The sequence below is a fragment of the Microcoleus sp. PH2017_34_RAT_O_A genome (assembly GCF_020737885.1).
Lineage (GTDB): Bacteria > Cyanobacteriota > Cyanobacteriia > Cyanobacteriales > Microcoleaceae > Microcoleus.
The window spans coordinates 1-17,151 of record NZ_JAEQDD010000016.1 but is presented as its reverse complement, the minus strand read 5'-3'; the positions used below and the strand labels follow the sequence as shown (position 1 = coordinate 17,151).

15 protein-coding genes are annotated in these 17,151 nt (G+C 46.2%); 7 read left to right on the top strand and 8 right to left on the bottom strand.

Annotation, left to right across the window (positions count from 1 at the left end; genetic code table 11):
* Positions 1-332: 332 nt before the first annotated feature.
* Both surE and JGK11_RS08040 read left to right on the top strand, forming a co-directional pair.
* Positions 333-1,139: a 5'/3'-nucleotidase SurE gene (gene surE, locus JGK11_RS08045; RefSeq protein ID WP_293177843.1), complete on the top strand. Its 807-nt coding sequence runs from the start codon at positions 333-335 to the stop codon at positions 1,137-1,139.
* Between the two features lie 126 nt (positions 1,140-1,265).
* The gene (locus JGK11_RS08040; protein WP_293193473.1) at positions 1,266-1,664 is read left to right on the top strand and encodes a hypothetical protein; all 399 of its coding nucleotides are present in this window, start codon (positions 1,266-1,268) and stop codon (positions 1,662-1,664) included.
* 583 nt (positions 1,665-2,247) lie between these two features.
* Here JGK11_RS08040 and JGK11_RS08035 read toward each other — a convergent pair.
* Positions 2,248-3,471: an LL-diaminopimelate aminotransferase gene (locus JGK11_RS08035; protein WP_293177840.1), complete on the bottom strand. Its 1,224-nt coding sequence runs from the start codon at positions 3,469-3,471 to the stop codon at positions 2,248-2,250.
* Positions 3,472-3,685: 214 nt separating this feature from the next.
* On the bottom strand, positions 3,686-4,009 hold the full coding sequence (locus tag JGK11_RS08030) for a thioredoxin family protein (protein WP_293177837.1): 324 nt from the start codon (positions 4,007-4,009) through the stop codon (positions 3,686-3,688).
* A gap of 145 nt (positions 4,010-4,154) precedes the next feature.
* Between JGK11_RS08030 and JGK11_RS08025 the strand changes: the two genes are divergently transcribed.
* On the top strand, positions 4,155-4,904 hold the full coding sequence (locus JGK11_RS08025) for a biotin/lipoate A/B protein ligase family protein (protein ID WP_293177834.1): 750 nt from the start codon (positions 4,155-4,157) through the stop codon (positions 4,902-4,904).
* Between the two features lie 255 nt (positions 4,905-5,159).
* Here the strand turns inward: JGK11_RS08025 and JGK11_RS08020 are convergent, their stop codons facing one another.
* From JGK11_RS08020 to psaK, 4 genes are all read right to left on the bottom strand, one after another.
* Positions 5,160-5,948: a DUF928 domain-containing protein gene (locus tag JGK11_RS08020; protein WP_293177831.1), complete on the bottom strand. Its 789-nt coding sequence runs from the start codon at positions 5,946-5,948 to the stop codon at positions 5,160-5,162.
* A gap of 47 nt (positions 5,949-5,995) precedes the next feature.
* Entirely contained in the window at positions 5,996-7,954 is a 1,959-nt protein-coding gene (locus tag JGK11_RS08015; protein WP_293211203.1) for an adenylate/guanylate cyclase domain-containing protein, read from the bottom strand.
* 357 nt (positions 7,955-8,311) lie between these two features.
* A complete protein-coding gene (locus JGK11_RS08010) occupies positions 8,312-9,508 on the bottom strand; it encodes a site-2 protease family protein (protein ID WP_293211201.1) in 1,197 nt (398 codons plus the stop codon).
* A gap of 80 nt (positions 9,509-9,588) precedes the next feature.
* On the bottom strand, positions 9,589-9,873 hold the full coding sequence (gene psaK / locus JGK11_RS08005; protein ID WP_293177824.1) for a photosystem I reaction center subunit PsaK: 285 nt from the start codon (positions 9,871-9,873) through the stop codon (positions 9,589-9,591).
* Positions 9,874-10,007: 134 nt separating this feature from the next.
* Between psaK and JGK11_RS08000 the strand changes: the two genes are divergently transcribed.
* From JGK11_RS08000 to JGK11_RS07990, 3 genes are all read left to right on the top strand, one after another.
* The gene (locus JGK11_RS08000; protein ID WP_293196565.1) at positions 10,008-10,649 is read left to right on the top strand and encodes a phosphoribosylanthranilate isomerase; all 642 of its coding nucleotides are present in this window, start codon (positions 10,008-10,010) and stop codon (positions 10,647-10,649) included.
* A 115-nt stretch (positions 10,650-10,764) separates the two neighbouring features.
* Positions 10,765-11,217: a CPBP family intramembrane metalloprotease gene (locus JGK11_RS07995; protein ID WP_293177820.1), complete on the top strand. Its 453-nt coding sequence runs from the start codon at positions 10,765-10,767 to the stop codon at positions 11,215-11,217.
* A gap of 260 nt (positions 11,218-11,477) precedes the next feature.
* Complete coding sequence (locus JGK11_RS07990) at positions 11,478-11,627, top strand: hypothetical protein (protein WP_293177818.1); 150 nt, start codon at positions 11,478-11,480, stop codon at positions 11,625-11,627.
* Between the two features lie 12 nt (positions 11,628-11,639).
* On the opposite strand, the gene JGK11_RS07985 is transcribed toward JGK11_RS07990, so the two are convergent.
* Positions 11,640-12,839: a transposase gene (locus JGK11_RS07985; RefSeq protein WP_293193479.1), complete on the bottom strand. Its 1,200-nt coding sequence runs from the start codon at positions 12,837-12,839 to the stop codon at positions 11,640-11,642.
* A 249-nt stretch (positions 12,840-13,088) separates the two neighbouring features.
* Here JGK11_RS07985 and JGK11_RS07980 point away from each other — a divergent pair, with 249 nt between their 5' ends.
* Positions 13,089-14,420: a HEAT repeat domain-containing protein gene (locus tag JGK11_RS07980; RefSeq protein ID WP_293187178.1), complete on the top strand. Its 1,332-nt coding sequence runs from the start codon at positions 13,089-13,091 to the stop codon at positions 14,418-14,420.
* A 540-nt stretch (positions 14,421-14,960) separates the two neighbouring features.
* On the opposite strand, the gene JGK11_RS07975 is transcribed toward JGK11_RS07980, so the two are convergent.
* Entirely contained in the window at positions 14,961-16,910 is a 1,950-nt protein-coding gene (locus JGK11_RS07975; RefSeq protein WP_293211198.1) for a BamA/TamA family outer membrane protein, read from the bottom strand.
* Positions 16,911-17,151: the final 241 nt, after the last annotated feature.

Genomic DNA, 17,151 nt, shown 5'->3' with positions numbered 1-17,151 from the left:
GATTTTAGATTTTAGGTTTTAGATTTTAGATTGATGGCGATTTTGGGCCAAGCTGAGTTTAGCGCAATTTTGGTGTGGCTGACTTGTAGATTTTAGATTGATCGCTGGGGAGCATCTCATTTTTGTTTGCAAAAAACATTTCTTTTTACAACAGTGCTGTCCCCGCTCGCTTGGTTCTATAAGCAAGCGAGCGGGGACAGCACTGTTAAAAGCAAAACTGAGATGCACCCGGTGGCTGCTTAATGCGTAATAGGTAATAGATAATTGCAAGTAAAACCGATCGCCCTACTTGAATCTAGTTTAAGATTATTCTCAGGCCTCTAAAAATTTCAATGAAACTTTTAATTAGCAACGACGACGGCATCTTTGCACAAGGCATCCGCAGCCTCGCCAACGCTCTCGCCACCGCAGGCCACTCTGTGAGCGTAGTTTGTCCCGACAGAGAGCGCTCCGCTACCGGACACGGCCTTACACTGCACCAACCCATCCGCGCCGAAATTGTCGAATCTGTTTTTGACCCCGCCGTCAAAGCTTGGGCTTGTTCGGGTACTCCCGCCGACTGCGTTAAACTAGCTTTGTGGGCTTTACTTGACAAACCGCCCGATTTTGTCCTTGCTGGCGTCAACCACGGGCCGAATTTAGGCACGGACATCATCTGTTCGGGGACGGTTTCGGCTGCGATGGAAGGAATTATGGAAGGCATTCCCAGCATTGCTTTCAGCCTCGCCAGCTATACTTCGCAGGAATTTGGGCCGGCAGTGGATTTCGCTGTCACCTTGCTACGACAGTTGGAAAAACAGCCAATGCCAAAACCGACACTGTTGAATGTCAACATACCAGCAGTCTCACAAGCAGAAATTACCGGAGTTGCGATCGCCCGTCAAGGCATTCGCCGCTATTTCGACATATTTCAAAAGCGCACCGATCCGCGCGGCAAAACTTATTATTGGCTGGCTGGGGAATTGTTAGAAGATGTGGAAGAAACCTCCGAATCGGCAGTTTGGCATGATATTCCTACAGACGTACAAGCTATTCGCGACAATAAAATTACCGTTACTCCGCTGCAATACAATCTCACCTGTGTTCCCGATTTGCACTCGTTACGAGATTGGCAATTTGAAAGTTTTCCCAAGCAGTGAGCTCCGATCGACCCGATCGCCGCTGTAAACTAGGAATTAAGGATAAAGTGCCTATGAAGGTATATGCCCTAGGCGTTAACGCAGGCTCTCAATTGGTTGTTGGTTTTTTACTCAAGAAAAGCAGTTATGAACGCTCCCACCTATAACACTCATTCTGTCACTTGCCCGATTTGCAACCGTTCCAGCGTCGTGGGCCCAGTCGGAATGGTCAGCGGACTATTCACCTGTCCCCACTGCCATTCTCATATGGTAATTAGCTGGAGCGGCCATTTTGTCCGCGATCCTTTTAGTCTCAAACAACTGACGGTGGGAAAGATGCTCAGGCGCGAGAGCAGGCCGTTAGCTCGCCTTCAGCGGGACTTTGGGCTGGGCAAGCATTTTCCGTTACTGGCAATTTTGGGAAGCGTGGTATTTTTGGGATGTGCGATCGCAGCTACAGAACAATCGCTACCCCGACAGAGTTCATTTCAAGGATTTTTAGAGTGGGTGAGCGGAACTGGCAATTCCCAAGATGTCTCGCGTTAATATTTCAACATAAATTGTGACAGATATTACTGGTAAATATCTATTCCGTTAGGTAGAGATAACGAGAGAATACTTACGCATTCCGACTGCTGGAAACCGGGGTTTTTAGGGTTTTGATTGGCTGTAACGAAGTTTTTTTGTGAAAAACCCGGTTTCTGATTAGGTGTGCCTCAGTTCTAGCATTTTCAACTTATACCAATTCCCAGGAGTAGGGCTACTTTTAAGAATTGTTCAACAGTTGACAGTTGACAGTTGACAGTTGACAGTTTGAGAGCGACCTCTACCTAGAAGGAAGAGGATTGGAGTAATGAATAGTCTGATTTTAATTTCTTCCTCACTCGCTTTCTTGCTTTCAACCAATTCTTTCTGGTAATTTTTCGTTAGTTTCATCTACTTATACTCAGGCTGCGGACTGAAGTCCGCACTACGAACGAATCTTACTGCGGTTAATTGAGCCGGCACGAGATGATTTAATAAATCTTGGATTGATAAATTAACCGCAGATATAGGTAGATAAACGCAGATAAACGCAGATAATTTCAAGAGAGGAGAGTGCATGAATACAATCTTTTTAACTGAGCAATTAATTGAGAAATTCCGCAATTTTTCTAACCGCTGCTTCCAAAATTTCAGGTGACTCAACTAAGGCAAATCGCACGTAGCCTTCTCCTGATTTCCCGAAACCGGCGCCGGGGGATGCTGCGACTCCTGTACTCTGTACTAGCTGAGTGCAAAATTTCACCGAATCCGACGCCCAAGGTGCTGGTAGTTTCGCCCAAACGTACATCGTGGCGGGGGGTACGGGCACTTCCCAGCCGATCGCCCTTAGCGCATTTACAAAGGTATCCCGGCGTTTTCTGAAGGTTTCGACGCTGGTGGTGACGCTATCTTGGGGGCCCGTTAATGCCGCGCTGGCTCCGTTCAAAATCCCTAGATATTGGTTGAAGTCTACGGCGGCTTTTACTTGTCGCAGGGCTGTAATTAGTTCGGGATTGCCGATCGCATATCCAACTCGAAAGCCTCCCATATTGTAGGATTTTGATAGCGTGAAAAACTCGATCGCCACACTCTTATCTCGATCGGCTTGAAAAATCGACGGCGCCATCAATTTACGAAATTCCTGGATATCGGAGGGCGGGCGCGCACCATCCACCGCCCCTACGGAATCGTCAAACACCAAATCCACATAGGGGAAATCGTGAACTAAAACGAGCTCGTGTTGGCGACAAAAATTCACTGCTTTCTCAAAAAATGCCAGCGGGGCGATCGCAGTTGTAGGATTGTGAGGATAGCTCAAAACCATCATCTTCGACTGAGCCAAAACAGGCATCGGAATATCTTCAAAAACAGGCAAAAACTGATTTTCTGCTAATATTGGCATCGGGTAAATTTGACCGCCCGCCAAATACACACCTCCCGCGTGGGAAGGATAGCCCGGATCGAGCAGCAAAGCAAAATCTCCGGGGTTGAGCACAGCTAAAGGCATATGCGCGGTGCCTTCTTGGGAACCAATTAGCGGCAGCACTTCTGTTTCTGGATCGACTGAAATCCCAAATTTTTGCTCGTACCAGGAAGCTGCTGCTTCCCGGAAAGAGCGGGTTCCGTTAAACAGTAAATAGCCGTGGGTGCTAGGATCTGATAGGGAATTGGCGATCGCATCTGTAATGTGAGCAGCCGCAGGCAAATCGGAAGAACCCAGAGACAAGTCGATCGCATTTTGTCCGGCGGCTCTTGCTAGAGCTTTTGCCCGATCCATATCGGCAAATACATTAAATTTTAGGGGTTGTAAACGTTTGGCAAATTGCATATTTTTTGTATTTTTCTTGATATTAATCAATCATTTAAAATTGCTAAAAACTGATTATTTTTGATGTTTTTCAGACATTTTTTTTTAACCGCAGAGAGCGCAGAGGGCGCAGAGGAAGAGAGAGATTGAAGAGAAAGGAGAGATGTTGAAAATTTATTGGGGATGGATCTAGTTGTGGGTGGGGAGTTGGAAACTCCCGAATCATTTCAAAATTTTATAAGTGACCTTCTAGCAAACCGAGCAATGTTTGTTTGGTAATAGCTCCTTCGTGGGAAAGGACTACTTCGCCATTTTTAAATAGTCTGAGTGCTGGGACTCCTTCTACTTTATACTGCTTGACAGTATTAGGATTGGGGTCAATTTCCATTTTAACCACTTTTAGGTCGCTGTAGTTGGCAGCCATCCAGTCGATCGAGGGCGCGATGAGTTTGCAAGGCCCGCACCAAGATGCCCAAAAATAGGCAAGCACTGGTTGCTCTGCTTTCAGGACTTCTGTTTCAAATTTTTCGTCGTTAATGACAATTACACTGTTGCTCATGGTTGTACGATGATTTTTCCTGATTATTTTTAAAGCACGGGCGGGCGTTAAACTTGCACCAAATTAAAAGACAGGCACAAAAAACTGTTTCTAATTTTAAAACATCCTGCGAACTTATTGAGTATAAACTCAGGAATGGGGGCTAATGGCTAATTCTGTATGGCGTTTAATTCCGCTGCTGTCGGCGTCTGGTAGGGTGCAGATGGCGATCGACAAATGGCTGTTAGAAAAGCATCTAGCGGGGGAAAATCCGCCAACTCTGCGATTTTACACCTGGGCACCGACGGCGATTTCCTTGGGCTACCACCAGCAGCGCTGGCCGGAATTTTGGCAGCAGCTATCTTGGGAGGGACAGCCTCTGGAGTTGGTGAGACGCCCTAGCGGTGGGCGCGCTGTGCTCCACCAAGGGGATTTGACTTATGCAGTTGTGGCGTCGGGATTTGAGAGCAGCCGCTTGAAAGCTTATCACACTATATGCGAGTTTTTGATTGAAGGTTGGCGGGCGATCGGTGTGGATTTGCACTACGGGGAAGCTGGGCGCGGTTACATTCACAATCCCAATTGTTTTGGTACGGCGACGGGTGCGGATTTGGTGACGGTTGATGGCTGCAAGTTAATTGGTAGCGCGCAATTGCGCCGTGGTGATGCTATTTTGCAGCATGGTTCGATGCGTTTGCAGCCGGATATTGGTTTGTTTTCTCAGGTTTTTGGGGAGGAATTAATTCCTGTGAAATTACCTCTATCTGAAGGGAGAGATGATTTGATTGCAACTGTAATTGATGCTTTGAGTGCGGCGGCTTGTCGCTGTTTTGATATTGATTTGGAGGTGCGGCCGCTTTCGGAGGAGGAATGGGAGGATATTTGGGAATTGACTCAAAAAAAATCTATTTGTTGATAGCTGAAAGAATTCTATAGAATTTAATCTGTAATCTCCTACAGGTCGATGCCGTGAAATTGTCGATTTTTTTGAGGGATTGTTGGTGGCGACGCACCCTACGAATACTGTTACTAAGAGGGCTGAAGCCCAACAACGTACCTCATCTTTTGGGAACAGCCAAGATGGCCGTTCCACAAAAGATTTTTGGTATCATGCTTGTGGGGTGGGCGCTCTTGGCAACACCCAAAAAGTTAAATTTAAATGCTGTAGAGCTTATGGTTTTGGCTCAGTTTGCACTTGGACGATCGGCTGTTTGGCAATTTTGGTCAATTTCACTGCATCTAGCAAGCTTTCCCAATCAGCATCCAGCATTGTATCCGAAGGGCGATCGCGACGAGCAGCAGCTAAATTGCTGAGAGCATCTTGCCAAATCCCATTTTCAGCATAAATAGCTGTTTTCCGCCGCGGATCTGCCTTTTCTAATTCACTGCGGATATCTGCACTGAGATCAACTCGCCGTATAGTACCAATTTCGAGCAGATCGGCAGATCTCTCTTCAGCCTCGCAAATCACTGTAAAATTCCAAGTGTATTTTTTGCCTACTTCCAAGGGAGGCACATTCTTGTTAGCGGGGATACTAACGCCGATTACTCCTGATAAATTGGCAACTTTGAGAGTCTGTTTATAAATCTGCTTGCCGCTTGGATCTAGTAGGATAAATTCGGCTGATTCCGCCCTTGTTGGAGGCAAGTAGAAAAAGAATGTTGGATATTCGGAAACAGTTCGTGAGATTTTATTTTGAGGGACTAAGCCTGTGAGATTTATTGCATTTAGCTCGCTGTTGCGACAGTTACCGCGCGTCGTCGATCTGGGCGATCGAGGGGGCGATTGCTCCATATCTTCACGGGGCTGAGCGAAGCGCGGCCCTCCCGGTACAGTATTGCGCGGCTGGCCCACATTATCTGGCGTTGGCTGTCCCACACTTGCAAATTGGCAAGCATTAAATGCTCCTATCAACAATATGGAACTAAAGACGAGGGATTTTAGTGTAAATTTAGTCATTTTTTTTCTAGGATTTGCATGATGTTTGTAAGATATGTTGTCTATTTTTACTTGGACGATCTTTCTCCTCCCAAGACGCGATAGACATTAACTTTTTGCTCCCTGCCTTTTAAAGGTAAAGCTCCCCAAGATTCTACCTCAAATTTTCCTTGAATATGCACTAAGGTTTCTTCGGCAATTAAAATGCGGCAGGTGTCCTCTTGCCGATCTTTTTCACAGCTTTCCAGGCGAGAAGCGATATTGACACTATCACCGATTACTCCATATTCTAAACGGGTTTTGCCTCCCAAACTGCCCACCATTATCGGCCCTGTAAAAATTCCGACTCGCATTTTTGCCGACGGCAAACCGCGATCGATCCAACTTTGATTCAGGGCTGGTAAGCACGCACTTATAGCTAGGGCGCAAGATACCGCAAGGCGAGCATCTTCGGCAATTTCTTCGGGAGTTGTGCGGGGGATAGGAACACCAAATACAGCCAGCATTCCATCTCCAGTAAATTTATTAATCACCCCATGATGTTTTTGCACTTCCTCGGCCATTGCTGATAAATATTCATTTAACCAAGGCATTACTACTTCTGGGGATAATTTTTCGGAAATAGTGCTAAAGCCCTGTAAGTCTGTCAGGATCATTGTAGCAGTTAGTCTTTGCCCCGGCAATAGGCCCGACTGGAGGAGATGGACGCGCTCTTTCCACAGGGCATTGGCGATCGCCGGTGAGGTTTGCTGTCCTAATAATTTCATCACAATTTCTTGCTGCTGCTTTGACTGCTGGTACTTGTATGTGATGATAACTGCTGGGGCGATCGAAAGTGCTAGTGTCGGTGAGGCCAGTGATATCCACCCCTGTTGAGTGAATAGAAAAAATGTGAATCCCCATAATATGCAGCCAAGCGCGATCGCGCTGACTATGAAATTGATCGTATTTTCTAGCCGCCAAGCTAAACAGCCGCCAACTGCTCCCCAAACAGCTATCCAGAGCATTTCTTGCCATTCATCCCAAAACCAAAATAGATTTTTGCCATCTAAAGCTGCGTTAATAATTTGGCTAGTTGCCGCTGCATGAATAAAGACTCCAGGCATCATGCGGTTGTCGCTGGCAGTGGCGCTGTAAGGGGTAGAAAAGACATCTTTTGTAGTTGGGGCTGTAACCCCGATTATCACTATTTTATCCTTCACCAATTCGGGGTCTAGTTTTCCCTCCAAAACTTGAGTGAGTGTCACGGTTTTTGCGGTATTTTCAGGAGAGCGGTAATTGAGCAAGATTTGATAGCCTCCAGTGTCAATTGTCTGATAACCTCCTGAGTCCGATCGCAGTCGCGAAAAGACTGTGTTTCCTGCTTTTATTTCTTGATCTTTTGTGAGTGTTGAAGGAATTTTTTTACTGTCAATATATTTGAAAGCCAGCCGGAGCGCAAATGAGCTGAGAGTTGATTGTCCGTTGGAACGAAAGATCAAGCTCCGGCGAATTATGCCGTCTGGATCGATTACTAAATCGTTAAATCCTATCCGTGCTTTGGGTATGTTGGGAGGTGGTAGAGCTCGATCGTACTCTGACTTGCCGATGAAAGTAATCGGGATGAGTTTGGGGTTTGTGAATTGAGCTGCCAATTCTGCGTTTCCTGGTTCGTAGGGGATATCGCGGATTATATCCAGACCAATAGCGACGGGTTCGAGACGCGCTATGGAGGCGATCGCACGAGCTAAAACTCCATCAGAGATTGGCCATTTCTTAAAAGTATGAATGTCCTGTTCTGTGACTGTCACTACTAGCAACCTCGGGTCAGGGCCTGCATCGGGGCGCAACTGTACCATCAAGTCAAAAGCCTTCAATTCCAAGGGCTGCAACCAACCTAAATGTCGCACTCCTAAGAGAGTTCCTGTCACGACAATGCAGGTGACGGCAAGAGGTTGTAAATCAGCGAAGGGTAAGGAAAAACTTAACTTTTTCCAACTACAACGTTTCTCTCCCAATTGATGAAATATCTTAAAAAGATTGGGCATAAGAATTTTTGTTTTAACCATCTTGTACAAAAAAGTGTGCTATATTAGGTGGTCATAATTAACAGAACAATACCGTGGGTCATAAGTTCCTGACAGCAAGGAAATTAGCTTTTTAGGTTGAGTTTATTTATGCACGCCTATTTAGCAGAAATAATTGGTTTAAAGCCTCTCCCCCCATCGGGATAACTTTAAAAAAAGAAGACTATTCATTATTCCAATTCTCTTCCTTCTAGGTAGATGTCGCTATCAAGCTATCAAGCTATCAAGCTATCAAGCTGTCAACTGTCAACTGTCAACTGTCAACTGAATGAAACCTGAAATTGTGACTAATCTGGATTATTGATGCCCCATTTTAAATTAATTTTCTTGTACGGTTTTAGCGATCGCACTTAACTGCAATCCCAGGGGATAACTGTTTTCTTCTTTGCTGTGCTTGATATCAGCTTCGGAAATCTTGGGTTTGAGGTATTTTGCCATAACTTTCATCACGTCGCCCCGATCGATCGTCCCTACGACTGCACCAATGGACGAAAGGACGAGGATTCGCGGGAGTTGGCGGGCTTCCATGCTGTTAATTACTTCTGCAATGGATGCTTTTTCGGAGACTGTGGGGGTTTTTTCCAGGGGTTGCAAAATGTTGTGCAAAGTCTGAATTTGCCACTGACTGCGCTCTGTGCAGCGGATATCGTCGATCGACACTAAGCCCAAATCCCGCCCGTTGGTCGCAGCGATGTAAAATGGAAAGGGATTGACTTCTAGCAAATAGCGATCGGCAAATTCTCGCAAACTCAAATTTGCATCGACAACTCGAAACTCGCGGCTCATTGCATCGGCGGCCTTAGTTTTGAGCAGCGCTTCTTGCAACGAAGTAAAGCGACTGTAGCTACTAGCATTCCGAATCGCAAAAGAGCCGATCAGCGCCATCCACAAACCGCCGTACTGGCGCGCTAACAAACATAAACTGACACCGAAAGCAACAGCCAACCAACCCAAAACTTGTCCTGTTTTTGCAGCCCAACGCACGCCGGCAAATCGAGAACCAGTGATTTTCCAAATTGCTGCTTTTAAAACTTGTCCTCCGTCCAAAGGCAGCCCGGGAATCAAGTTAAATAATCCCAAAACTAGATTGATTACTGCTACTTTTTCTGTTATAATTGATAGCAAACTTGTCTGGGGGAAAACTTGAGAACCCAAACCGAGGATTAAAAACAGCGCAAAGCTGACGAGAGGGCCAGCAATAGCTACTTGAAAAGCTTGACCCGGAGTTTTTGATTCAGAGTCGATCGAAGCTACTCCGCCAAATAAGAATAGAGTAATAGAATTAACTTTAATGCCTTGCGACATCGCCGCCAAGCTGTGCCCTAATTCGTGCAACAGTACGGAAGCAAATAGTAGCAAAGCTATTGCGAACCCGGCACTCCAGGAGAGCGCAGATCCCCACAATCGGTAACTGCTGGCGTATTCGCGGGTTGCTAGGGCTAAAATTATAAACCACGAATAATCTATGAGTAGCGGGATGCCAAATAAAGAGCCGATTCGCCAACCTGTCTGCATGAAAGTTTCCTGGGAAAGGAGAGGAAGAATGAATTTCTATTATATCTTTTCAAACCCTTGCCTTTCCCAAACCGTGATTTTTAAAGCACTCCGGCGTTACCCAAGCCCAAGATTACTCCTGCCCCGAGCAAGTGGCCCAAGCTGGTTGTGGCCAGCAATTCTGGGATGCCGAAGCCTTTGAACATTCCAGGGACTGCAACGGGTAAAGCTGGGCCCTTGCCTCGGTTTTGTTTGTTGATGCCGTAGTAGCCGATCGCGATCGCCAGCAAGTTGCATATAATCATTGTCAGTCCTACCATTGGTGTCCACTCCACCGTTAAGGCAGTGGCAGATGGTACGGCTAACAGCAAAGATGAGTTAATCATGTTTATATGCTCCGGATTTCACAGATTAATTGATTTAGAAAATTATAAAAAGTATTTTGCATTAAACTAAGATTTGTTTTAATAGTTAACAATTCGTTTATATTTTGATACAAATTCAGCACAGAGGAAAAAGAGTGCGGGTAAAAATTTGCGGAATCACTAAATTAGACCAGGGAATGGCGATCGCCCGTTTGGGAGCCCAAGCTTTGGGGTTTATCTGCGTACCCGCTTCCCCGCGCTATGTCAGCCCCGAAACCATTCGCCTGATTGTCGAACAGTTGCCGAAAAATGTCGATCGCATTGGCGTGTTTGCAAATACCACAATAGAAAATATCTGTCAAGTAACGGCAGAGTCAAATTTAAGTGGGGTGCAACTGCACGGAGATGAAACAGCGGAATATTGCGATCGGCTGCGCGAGTTTTTGCCGGGAATTGAAATTATCAAAGCTTTGAGAGTTAAGAGTCATGAAACGTTAGCCACCGCTGCAATTTACGCCCTGCGTGTCGATACTTTACTGTTGGATGCTTACCATCCGGCTCAACTTGGCGGTACTGGCAAAACTATAGATTGGATGATGTTAGCAGAGTTTAAACCAGCTTGTCCTTGGCTGCTGGCGGGCGGCTTAACACCGGATAATATTTTAAATGCGATCGATCGCGCGATCGGCAATAACTTCAGCGGTGTTGACCTTTCGAGCGGCGTAGAAATAGCGCCGGGAGATAAAGATTTGACCAAAGTTGCTCAGTTATTCGATCGATTAAAAGCTTTAAAATAAACGGTAGTATCTCATTGTTGTAAAAAGCATTTTTTGTGTTTGAGTGCTGTCCCCGCTCGCTTGTTGATAGAACCAAGCGAGCGGGGACGCTCGCACTATAAAAGCAAAAACTGAGATGCTTCCTTTTCTCTCTTTATTCTCGCTTCTTCCCTTCGACTTGCTAGCACGCCGCCTCACCCACGCTTTTTCAACTATTCCCGATTTCACCGATTGGCTGGTTGTAGCTCTGCTGGTGCTAGTTTATAGCGCGATCGCACTTCCCATCGGTTTTTGGTCGGGATTTCTGAAAGTAGACGTGCAAACCTCCGGGCCGATAATTGCGGGAGTGCTCGCGGGCTGTTTGTTAACTCCGGGGCTGACTGAGGAAGTTTTTTTCCGCGTGTTAATGCTCCCGCACGCTTTTGAGAACCCTTCTGGGCTAATGCTGTGGTTTTGGGGATGCTCCAGTTTGGTGTTGTTTGTAGTTTACCACCCGCTCAACGCACTGACTTTTTATCCGATCGGTCGATCGACCTTTATCAGAAAAATGGGTTTAAAACCCCGTCCTTTTAGGACGGCTTTGTGCTAAAATAGAGAAGTCTACAGGCTCAAGACACGTTGAAATAGCTACGATGAGAGCGTACCTAGACAGTTCCGAGGGGCAATGTTTAACTACATCCCTGAAGACAATAAGCTTTAGGCTTGAGTACAATGAAACATAGTCGCCACAGGGCATTGGGAGACTCTAAACGGACGCAGAGCGAGGGTAAGACTACTTCGGTAGCACATTGCTGTGAAGCGTCAAGGAATCCTCGCTCCTTCAGGACGAGGAGGTATGTCAAGAATCCCGTGTTTTTGCTACTCGCCGCTGTTTTGGGAGTAGCGTGCTCCATCGCATACCTGCTCATCGGTTCCATCTGGCCTGCGGTGGTGATTCACTGGCTGGGAGTGACAGTCTGGCTGCTGCTCTTGGGCGGTTACAAGAGGCTATATGGGTGAATTACCCAACTCTCACCTTGCGGTAGAGAGTGGGCTTCCAGCTTCCACCGCAACAGCATCCGAAAGAACCGAGATTCTTCCGGGTTGACTTACATTGCGTCCACTGGCAGTAGCGCTGATTCCCAACGCCAAAAACCGCAAGCCTTCGTCTCTAATGTTTAGCGCTGCGTTGATATCTCTATCATTCACAGAATCACACTTAGGACATTTCCATTGGCGTATTTTCAAATTCATTTTAGAAACTTTGAACAAGCAATGGTTACAAGTTTTGGAGCTAGGAAAGAATCGGTCAATCTCTAAATAGACCTTGCCTTCTGCCTCGGCTTTATACTTAAGCATTGTTCCAAACATTCCCCAGCCAGCATCATAGATAGCTTTGGCTAGGCAATGGTTTCTTACCATTCCTTTGATATTTAGATCTTCTACTACAATTACTTGGTTTTCGTTGACTATCTTGCGGGATAGCTTGTGCAGAAAATCCTCACGCACTCTTTTGATTTTAGAATTCACCTTGGCTACTAACTTCCGGGCTTTATTCCGTCGGTTACTGCCTTTGACTTTTCGGTTTAGCTTCTGTTGCTTGCGCTTCAGATTTTTACGATGTTTAGCGGTTGCTCTAGGATGCTTGTACTTAGAGCCGTCAGACGTGACCAAGAAATCAGTTAGCCCAACATCTAAGCCAATTGCTTTTCCTTCGATATTAGCATCTGGAGTGCCAATTTTATCATCAACAAGTACCGATGCAAAATACGAACCATCTCGATTTTGGGATACCGTTACAGTTTTGATCGTGCCATCATACTGGCGATGAATCTTGGCTTTGACTTCACCAATAATCGGAAATTTTATAGTGCTCTCCAGAATTTTCACATTCTGGGGATAGCTGACAGATTGCCTGTTGTGCTTGGATTTGAAGCTAGGAAACCCACCACGTTTCTCAAAGAAGTTTTTGTAAGCAGTTGATAGATTCAGTGCTACTACTTGCAAGCTTTGTGAGTATGCCCCATCTTTCAACCAAGGGTATTCCTTCTTGAGCGCTGGTAGCATACCTTGAATAGCCAATCTGCTCAATCCCTTACCAGTTTCCTTATAGGTTACTTGGCTCTTATTCAAACTATAGTTCCAAAACCATCGACAACAACCTCTCATCACCAGCAAAATACTGTTGCTGGTGGGCGCTGGGTAGATTCGGAACTTGTAAGCTTTCGGCATTTATCGGCTATCGGCATTTCTGGTAAAAAATTAACACAAGGATTTTGCGGTTGTCAATAAGTTGGCTCGTTTTCTCATCAAGCCTCAAACCTCAAACGCTGCGCGTTGTGCGGCTCGGCTGTAATCGTCAACTCGCTCGCCTTTGAGCCCGACGCTCACGGATTGTACAGGTAGAGCGCGGGACTTCCCGGCTGTATGGTTAAATTGTAAAAAGTCCAGCATCACTATATTGTCCGGAGGAGCTCAGTTGTGGAAATCATAGGAGCGATCGTAGGTTTTTTGGCGGGGATAGCAGCGGCTTACTGGTTAGTGGAAAAGCGGTTGCACAAGCAAAAGCAAGAACACTTGCTGCAAACTCGCAGAATAGCTCAGGATATAGAACTAGCTCAGATATCTCGAATGCAACAAACTACCGAATCTCCACACCGAGAAGGAGAAGATCGGTTTAGAAGCGCTACTGTTGAACACGAAAATTTACTCAGACAAGTTACAACTCAATACGAAAATCAGATTCAACAAGTTGCGACTCAATACGAAAATCGACTCCAACAAGTTTTAGCAGAACGCGATCGGCTCCAACAAGTTGCAGGCGCCCACGAGCAGCAGATGCGACAATTCACCCAGGAATTAGAGGCCGCTCACAATGCTAGGCTTCAGGAAAATATACAATCTTTGCAAGCCGAACACGAACGTCATATACTCACACTTTCTGACGAATTGCATGACAGTTATCAAGCTCAGATGGATGAACATTTTCAAAACCTGCAAAAACAACACGAAATTCAATTGAGACAAGCTGCCTCGCAATATGGGAACAGCGAAGTTGACATACAATCAACGACGGAGGCTTTGCAACAGCAATACGAAAGTCAGTTGCAAGCCGCTCACGAGCAGTTTCAAGCTCGCGAAGCTCAGATGCAAGCTACTATCAGGTCTTTGCAAGAGCAATACGAGAGTAATGTACAACAACAAGAAATCCCGGAGCAACAGTTCAGTCAGTTAAATCCAACAGAATTTACATCGGATTTACCACAACAAGAAGTTTGGCAAGAAGAACCATCAAGTGAGTTCAATCAACCTGAGTTCAATCAACCTGAGTTCAATCAACCTGAAGTTGAACAAGAGTTAAATTACACAGAATTTTCCGAACCACAATCAATTGATTTAGAACAACTCGAAATCAGACAAACGCTTGAATCTCCCAGACAAACACCAAACTACTCATCGGTGGCGCAGTTGATGGGATGCGTTCAAAGTCAGGACACAGAAACTCGCAAATTTGCAGCGTCTGCTTTAGGTAAAATGGGTGCGGCTAATGCTTTGAGAACCGACGGTCAGCGAGCCATAGAAACCTTGGGTAAATTAGCTCAAGATTTCAACCCGGAAGTGCGCGAAGCTGCTGTGGAAGCACTAGCAATGATTAAGTCTGAAAAAGTGATTCCGCTCTTGCAAAGAGCTTTGCGAGATACAGATAGCGGTGTGGCCAAATCGGCAAGTGCGGCGCTCAATAAGTTTAAGTTTTACCCGCGCACTCCGGCGGTGAAACCGAAACTGATGGATATCAAGAAACCAAAGCGTTAAGCAGTTACGAGCCTAAATATAGCAATTCTCAATTGCCTAAAACACCGTAGGGACACAACATTGTTGTGTCTTTAATTTTGGTCGCTTCTCAGTTTTGCTTTTAAAATAGTGCTGTCCCCGCTCGCTTGCTTATAGAACCAAGCGAGCGGGGACAGCACTGTAGAAAGAAATGTTTTTTGCAAAAATGAGATGCTCCCGAGAGTGTCAATGAGCAGATATCGTCAACTGATATCGTTTGGGAGCATCTCAGTTTTGCATCCGTAGTGCGAGCGGGGACGCTCGCACTCAAAGAAAAAATGCTTTTTACCAAAATGAGATGCTCCCTATCGTTTCCGGGTGCATCGGAATTATATAGTGCGAGCGTCCATAGCGAACGATTGGTTCGCGAGCGAGACGCTCGCACTATATAATTCAAATATATTATTCCGATGCTACCGGATTTGATATGACAAATTTCAGTTGTCAACTGTCAACTGCCAACTGCCAACTGTCAACTGCCAACTGCCAACTGACAACTGTCAACTGACAACTGTCAACTATTTAAAATCGCTGTTTTGTACCGAGTACAAATTTGATTTCCCCGTCATCGCTGACACCCATATCCAAGCGAATTAATCCCAAGGACGATCGCACTCTCACACCCAAACCAACACCAGCCCCAGTCCCCGGTTTATCCCTGACTACCGCCGGTTTTCCCAACACGCTGTCACCCGTTCCCAAATCCGACGCAAAATCAACAAATATCACGCCACCCACATCCCTACCAACCGGAAACCGATACTCGCCGGAAGCCAAAAAATAACTCCGCCCGCTGCCAATTTCCCCGCCGTCGTAGCCCCGCACAGAATTGCGGCCGCCCAGGCGAAACGCTTCCGTCGGTGGCAAATCTCCAATTACCGTTCCCCCTTGCAGATTAAAAGCCAACATTTCTGGCAAAGCTTCCGACTCGCTGATGCCCAGCAAAGTTACTGGTACATATTGTATATAATTTGCTAGCAGTCGGTTGCTCACAATGTTGCCGCGTCCGAGAGGTATCGACTGTTCTGTACTGAGGCTGAGAATCGAGCCGCTGGTTGGGTTGAATGGATTGTTTCGCCGATCGAGCGTAGCGCCAAAAGAAACAGTATACAATTCGTCAACGCCCGCACCGCTGAATGTGAGAGGATTGCCGAGTACGTCCCGGCGGGCAAGATTTAAATTGCGATCGCGCGTGCTGATATTGGTATAATTCAGTCCCAAAGTTCCCCGCCAATCGCCCAAAGGCCGCGTAACAGCGAGATTTCCGCCCATCCGAATTTCTCGAACTCGATCGCCATTGGGCAAATTAATATCCTTGTTGAAAATTTCCGAGATTCTGCGATCGCCAAAAGCTCTCACACTGTATCCCAAACGGTCATCTGCCGCAACGTAAGGGCTGACAAACCGCACATCGTACTCCACACCTCGGAGGCTGGGCTGAATTTCCACCGACAACCGCTGGCCGTTTGTGCCGAATGTACGATCGACATAGGAAAGAGGAACAGCCACACCAACATCATCACTCAAAGTGACACTCGCCCCAACAGAACGAGCCGATCGCTCTTCGACATTGTAAATTACATTAATATCCGTCCCAACTTCTTCAGTAGAAACCGTCACCTTGTCAAACAATCCCAACTGTTGCAACTGTTGTAAATCGAGTTGTACAACTTGCTGGCTGTAATTATCCCCCGCCTTAAGTTTGAGTTCGCTTCGGATAAAATCTTCCGAAATTCTCCCCTTAATCGGATTCCCTTTTTTATCAACAGCTTCGCCTCGGGAATTAACAAAGCGAATTTTCACCTCTGCAACGTAAACGCCCTCAACATTTCTCCCTTGACTGATTGGTAGAGTACCGCCTAGCTGTTGCGCGTTGCCGTTGACTGCTTCCGGGATTTCGGCTTTGGTGGCGATCGTCCCCGCAGTTGGTAACAGAGATGTAAAATCTTTATGGCGATCGTCCTGGGCTGAGGGCGATCGAACTTCAGGAGCAACAGCAATCTCATCAGATGTTGGCAAATCCCGCACAATTGCACTCACCTCATCCGATTGATGAGAACTTAAGACTGAAACCGATAATAAATGTCGCTTGTAGTCGAGTCTAGATCCCCCTAAATCCCCCTTAATAAGGGGGACTTTGAGAATATCTCTTGTCCCCCCCTGATTAAGGGGGACTTTGAGAATATCTCTTGTCCCCCCCTGATTAAGGGGGACTTTGAGAATATCTCTTGTCCCCCCCTGATTAAGGGGGGTTAGGGGGGATCGAGACTCGGCTACAAACAAGAGAGACGGTGGGTTTGACGTTAAGTTATCACCAATTACCTCATCCTCCTCCCTCTGCGCCTCTGCGCTTCCTTCTCTAACCTCCACCTCACTCGGTACGACAGTCAGATCGATCGCCCGCGCCGCCAATTCCCCAGCAGCCACCGCCGCCAAACTCAAAAAAGCAATAATCGAAATTCGCATAAACATAAAACTAAAGCATTCTCAACGCATCTTACTCAAATTCGGTTCTCCTGCCTATTCCGCGAAAAGAAACCCGGTATTTTTGAAGATACCGGGTTTCTGGGATGATGAAACTTGGGGAAAGATCGATCGGTACGCCTCTAATCGCCGATTTAGCGGACAAGAGTGGAAAACCCATACATATAACCATCATTGCGGTGAACAGTTTTGCAGTATTTGTGACGCACAGGGCTAATTTTTCCCCAAG

What these genes read in the sequence shown, in the direction of transcription:
- JGK11_RS08030 (WP_293177837.1), bottom strand. Translation starts at nt 4,009, where the DNA reads ATGAGCAACAGTGTAATTGTCATTAACGACGAAAAATTTGAAACAGAA.
- JGK11_RS08035 (WP_293177840.1), bottom strand. Translation starts at nt 3,471, where the DNA reads ATGCAATTTGCCAAACGTTTACAACCCCTAAAATTTAATGTATTTGCC.
- JGK11_RS08020 (WP_293177831.1), bottom strand. Translation starts at nt 5,948, where the DNA reads ATGACTAAATTTACACTAAAATCCCTCGTCTTTAGTTCCATATTGTTG.
- surE (WP_293177843.1), top strand. Translation starts at nt 333, where the DNA reads ATGAAACTTTTAATTAGCAACGACGACGGCATCTTTGCACAAGGCATC.
- JGK11_RS08040 (WP_293193473.1), top strand. Translation starts at nt 1,266, where the DNA reads ATGAACGCTCCCACCTATAACACTCATTCTGTCACTTGCCCGATTTGC.
- JGK11_RS07975 (WP_293211198.1), bottom strand. Translation starts at nt 16,910, where the DNA reads ATGTTTATGCGAATTTCGATTATTGCTTTTTTGAGTTTGGCGGCGGTG.
- JGK11_RS08025 (WP_293177834.1), top strand. Translation starts at nt 4,155, where the DNA reads ATGGCTAATTCTGTATGGCGTTTAATTCCGCTGCTGTCGGCGTCTGGT.
- JGK11_RS08015 (WP_293211203.1), bottom strand. Translation starts at nt 7,954, where the DNA reads ATGCCCAATCTTTTTAAGATATTTCATCAATTGGGAGAGAAACGTTGT.
- JGK11_RS07985 (WP_293193479.1), bottom strand. Translation starts at nt 12,839, where the DNA reads ATGCCGAAAGCTTACAAGTTCCGAATCTACCCAGCGCCCACCAGCAAC.
- JGK11_RS07995 (WP_293177820.1), top strand. Translation starts at nt 10,765, where the DNA reads ATGCTTCCTTTTCTCTCTTTATTCTCGCTTCTTCCCTTCGACTTGCTA.
- psaK (WP_293177824.1), bottom strand. Translation starts at nt 9,873, where the DNA reads ATGATTAACTCATCTTTGCTGTTAGCCGTACCATCTGCCACTGCCTTA.
- JGK11_RS08010 (WP_293211201.1), bottom strand. Translation starts at nt 9,508, where the DNA reads ATGCAGACAGGTTGGCGAATCGGCTCTTTATTTGGCATCCCGCTACTC.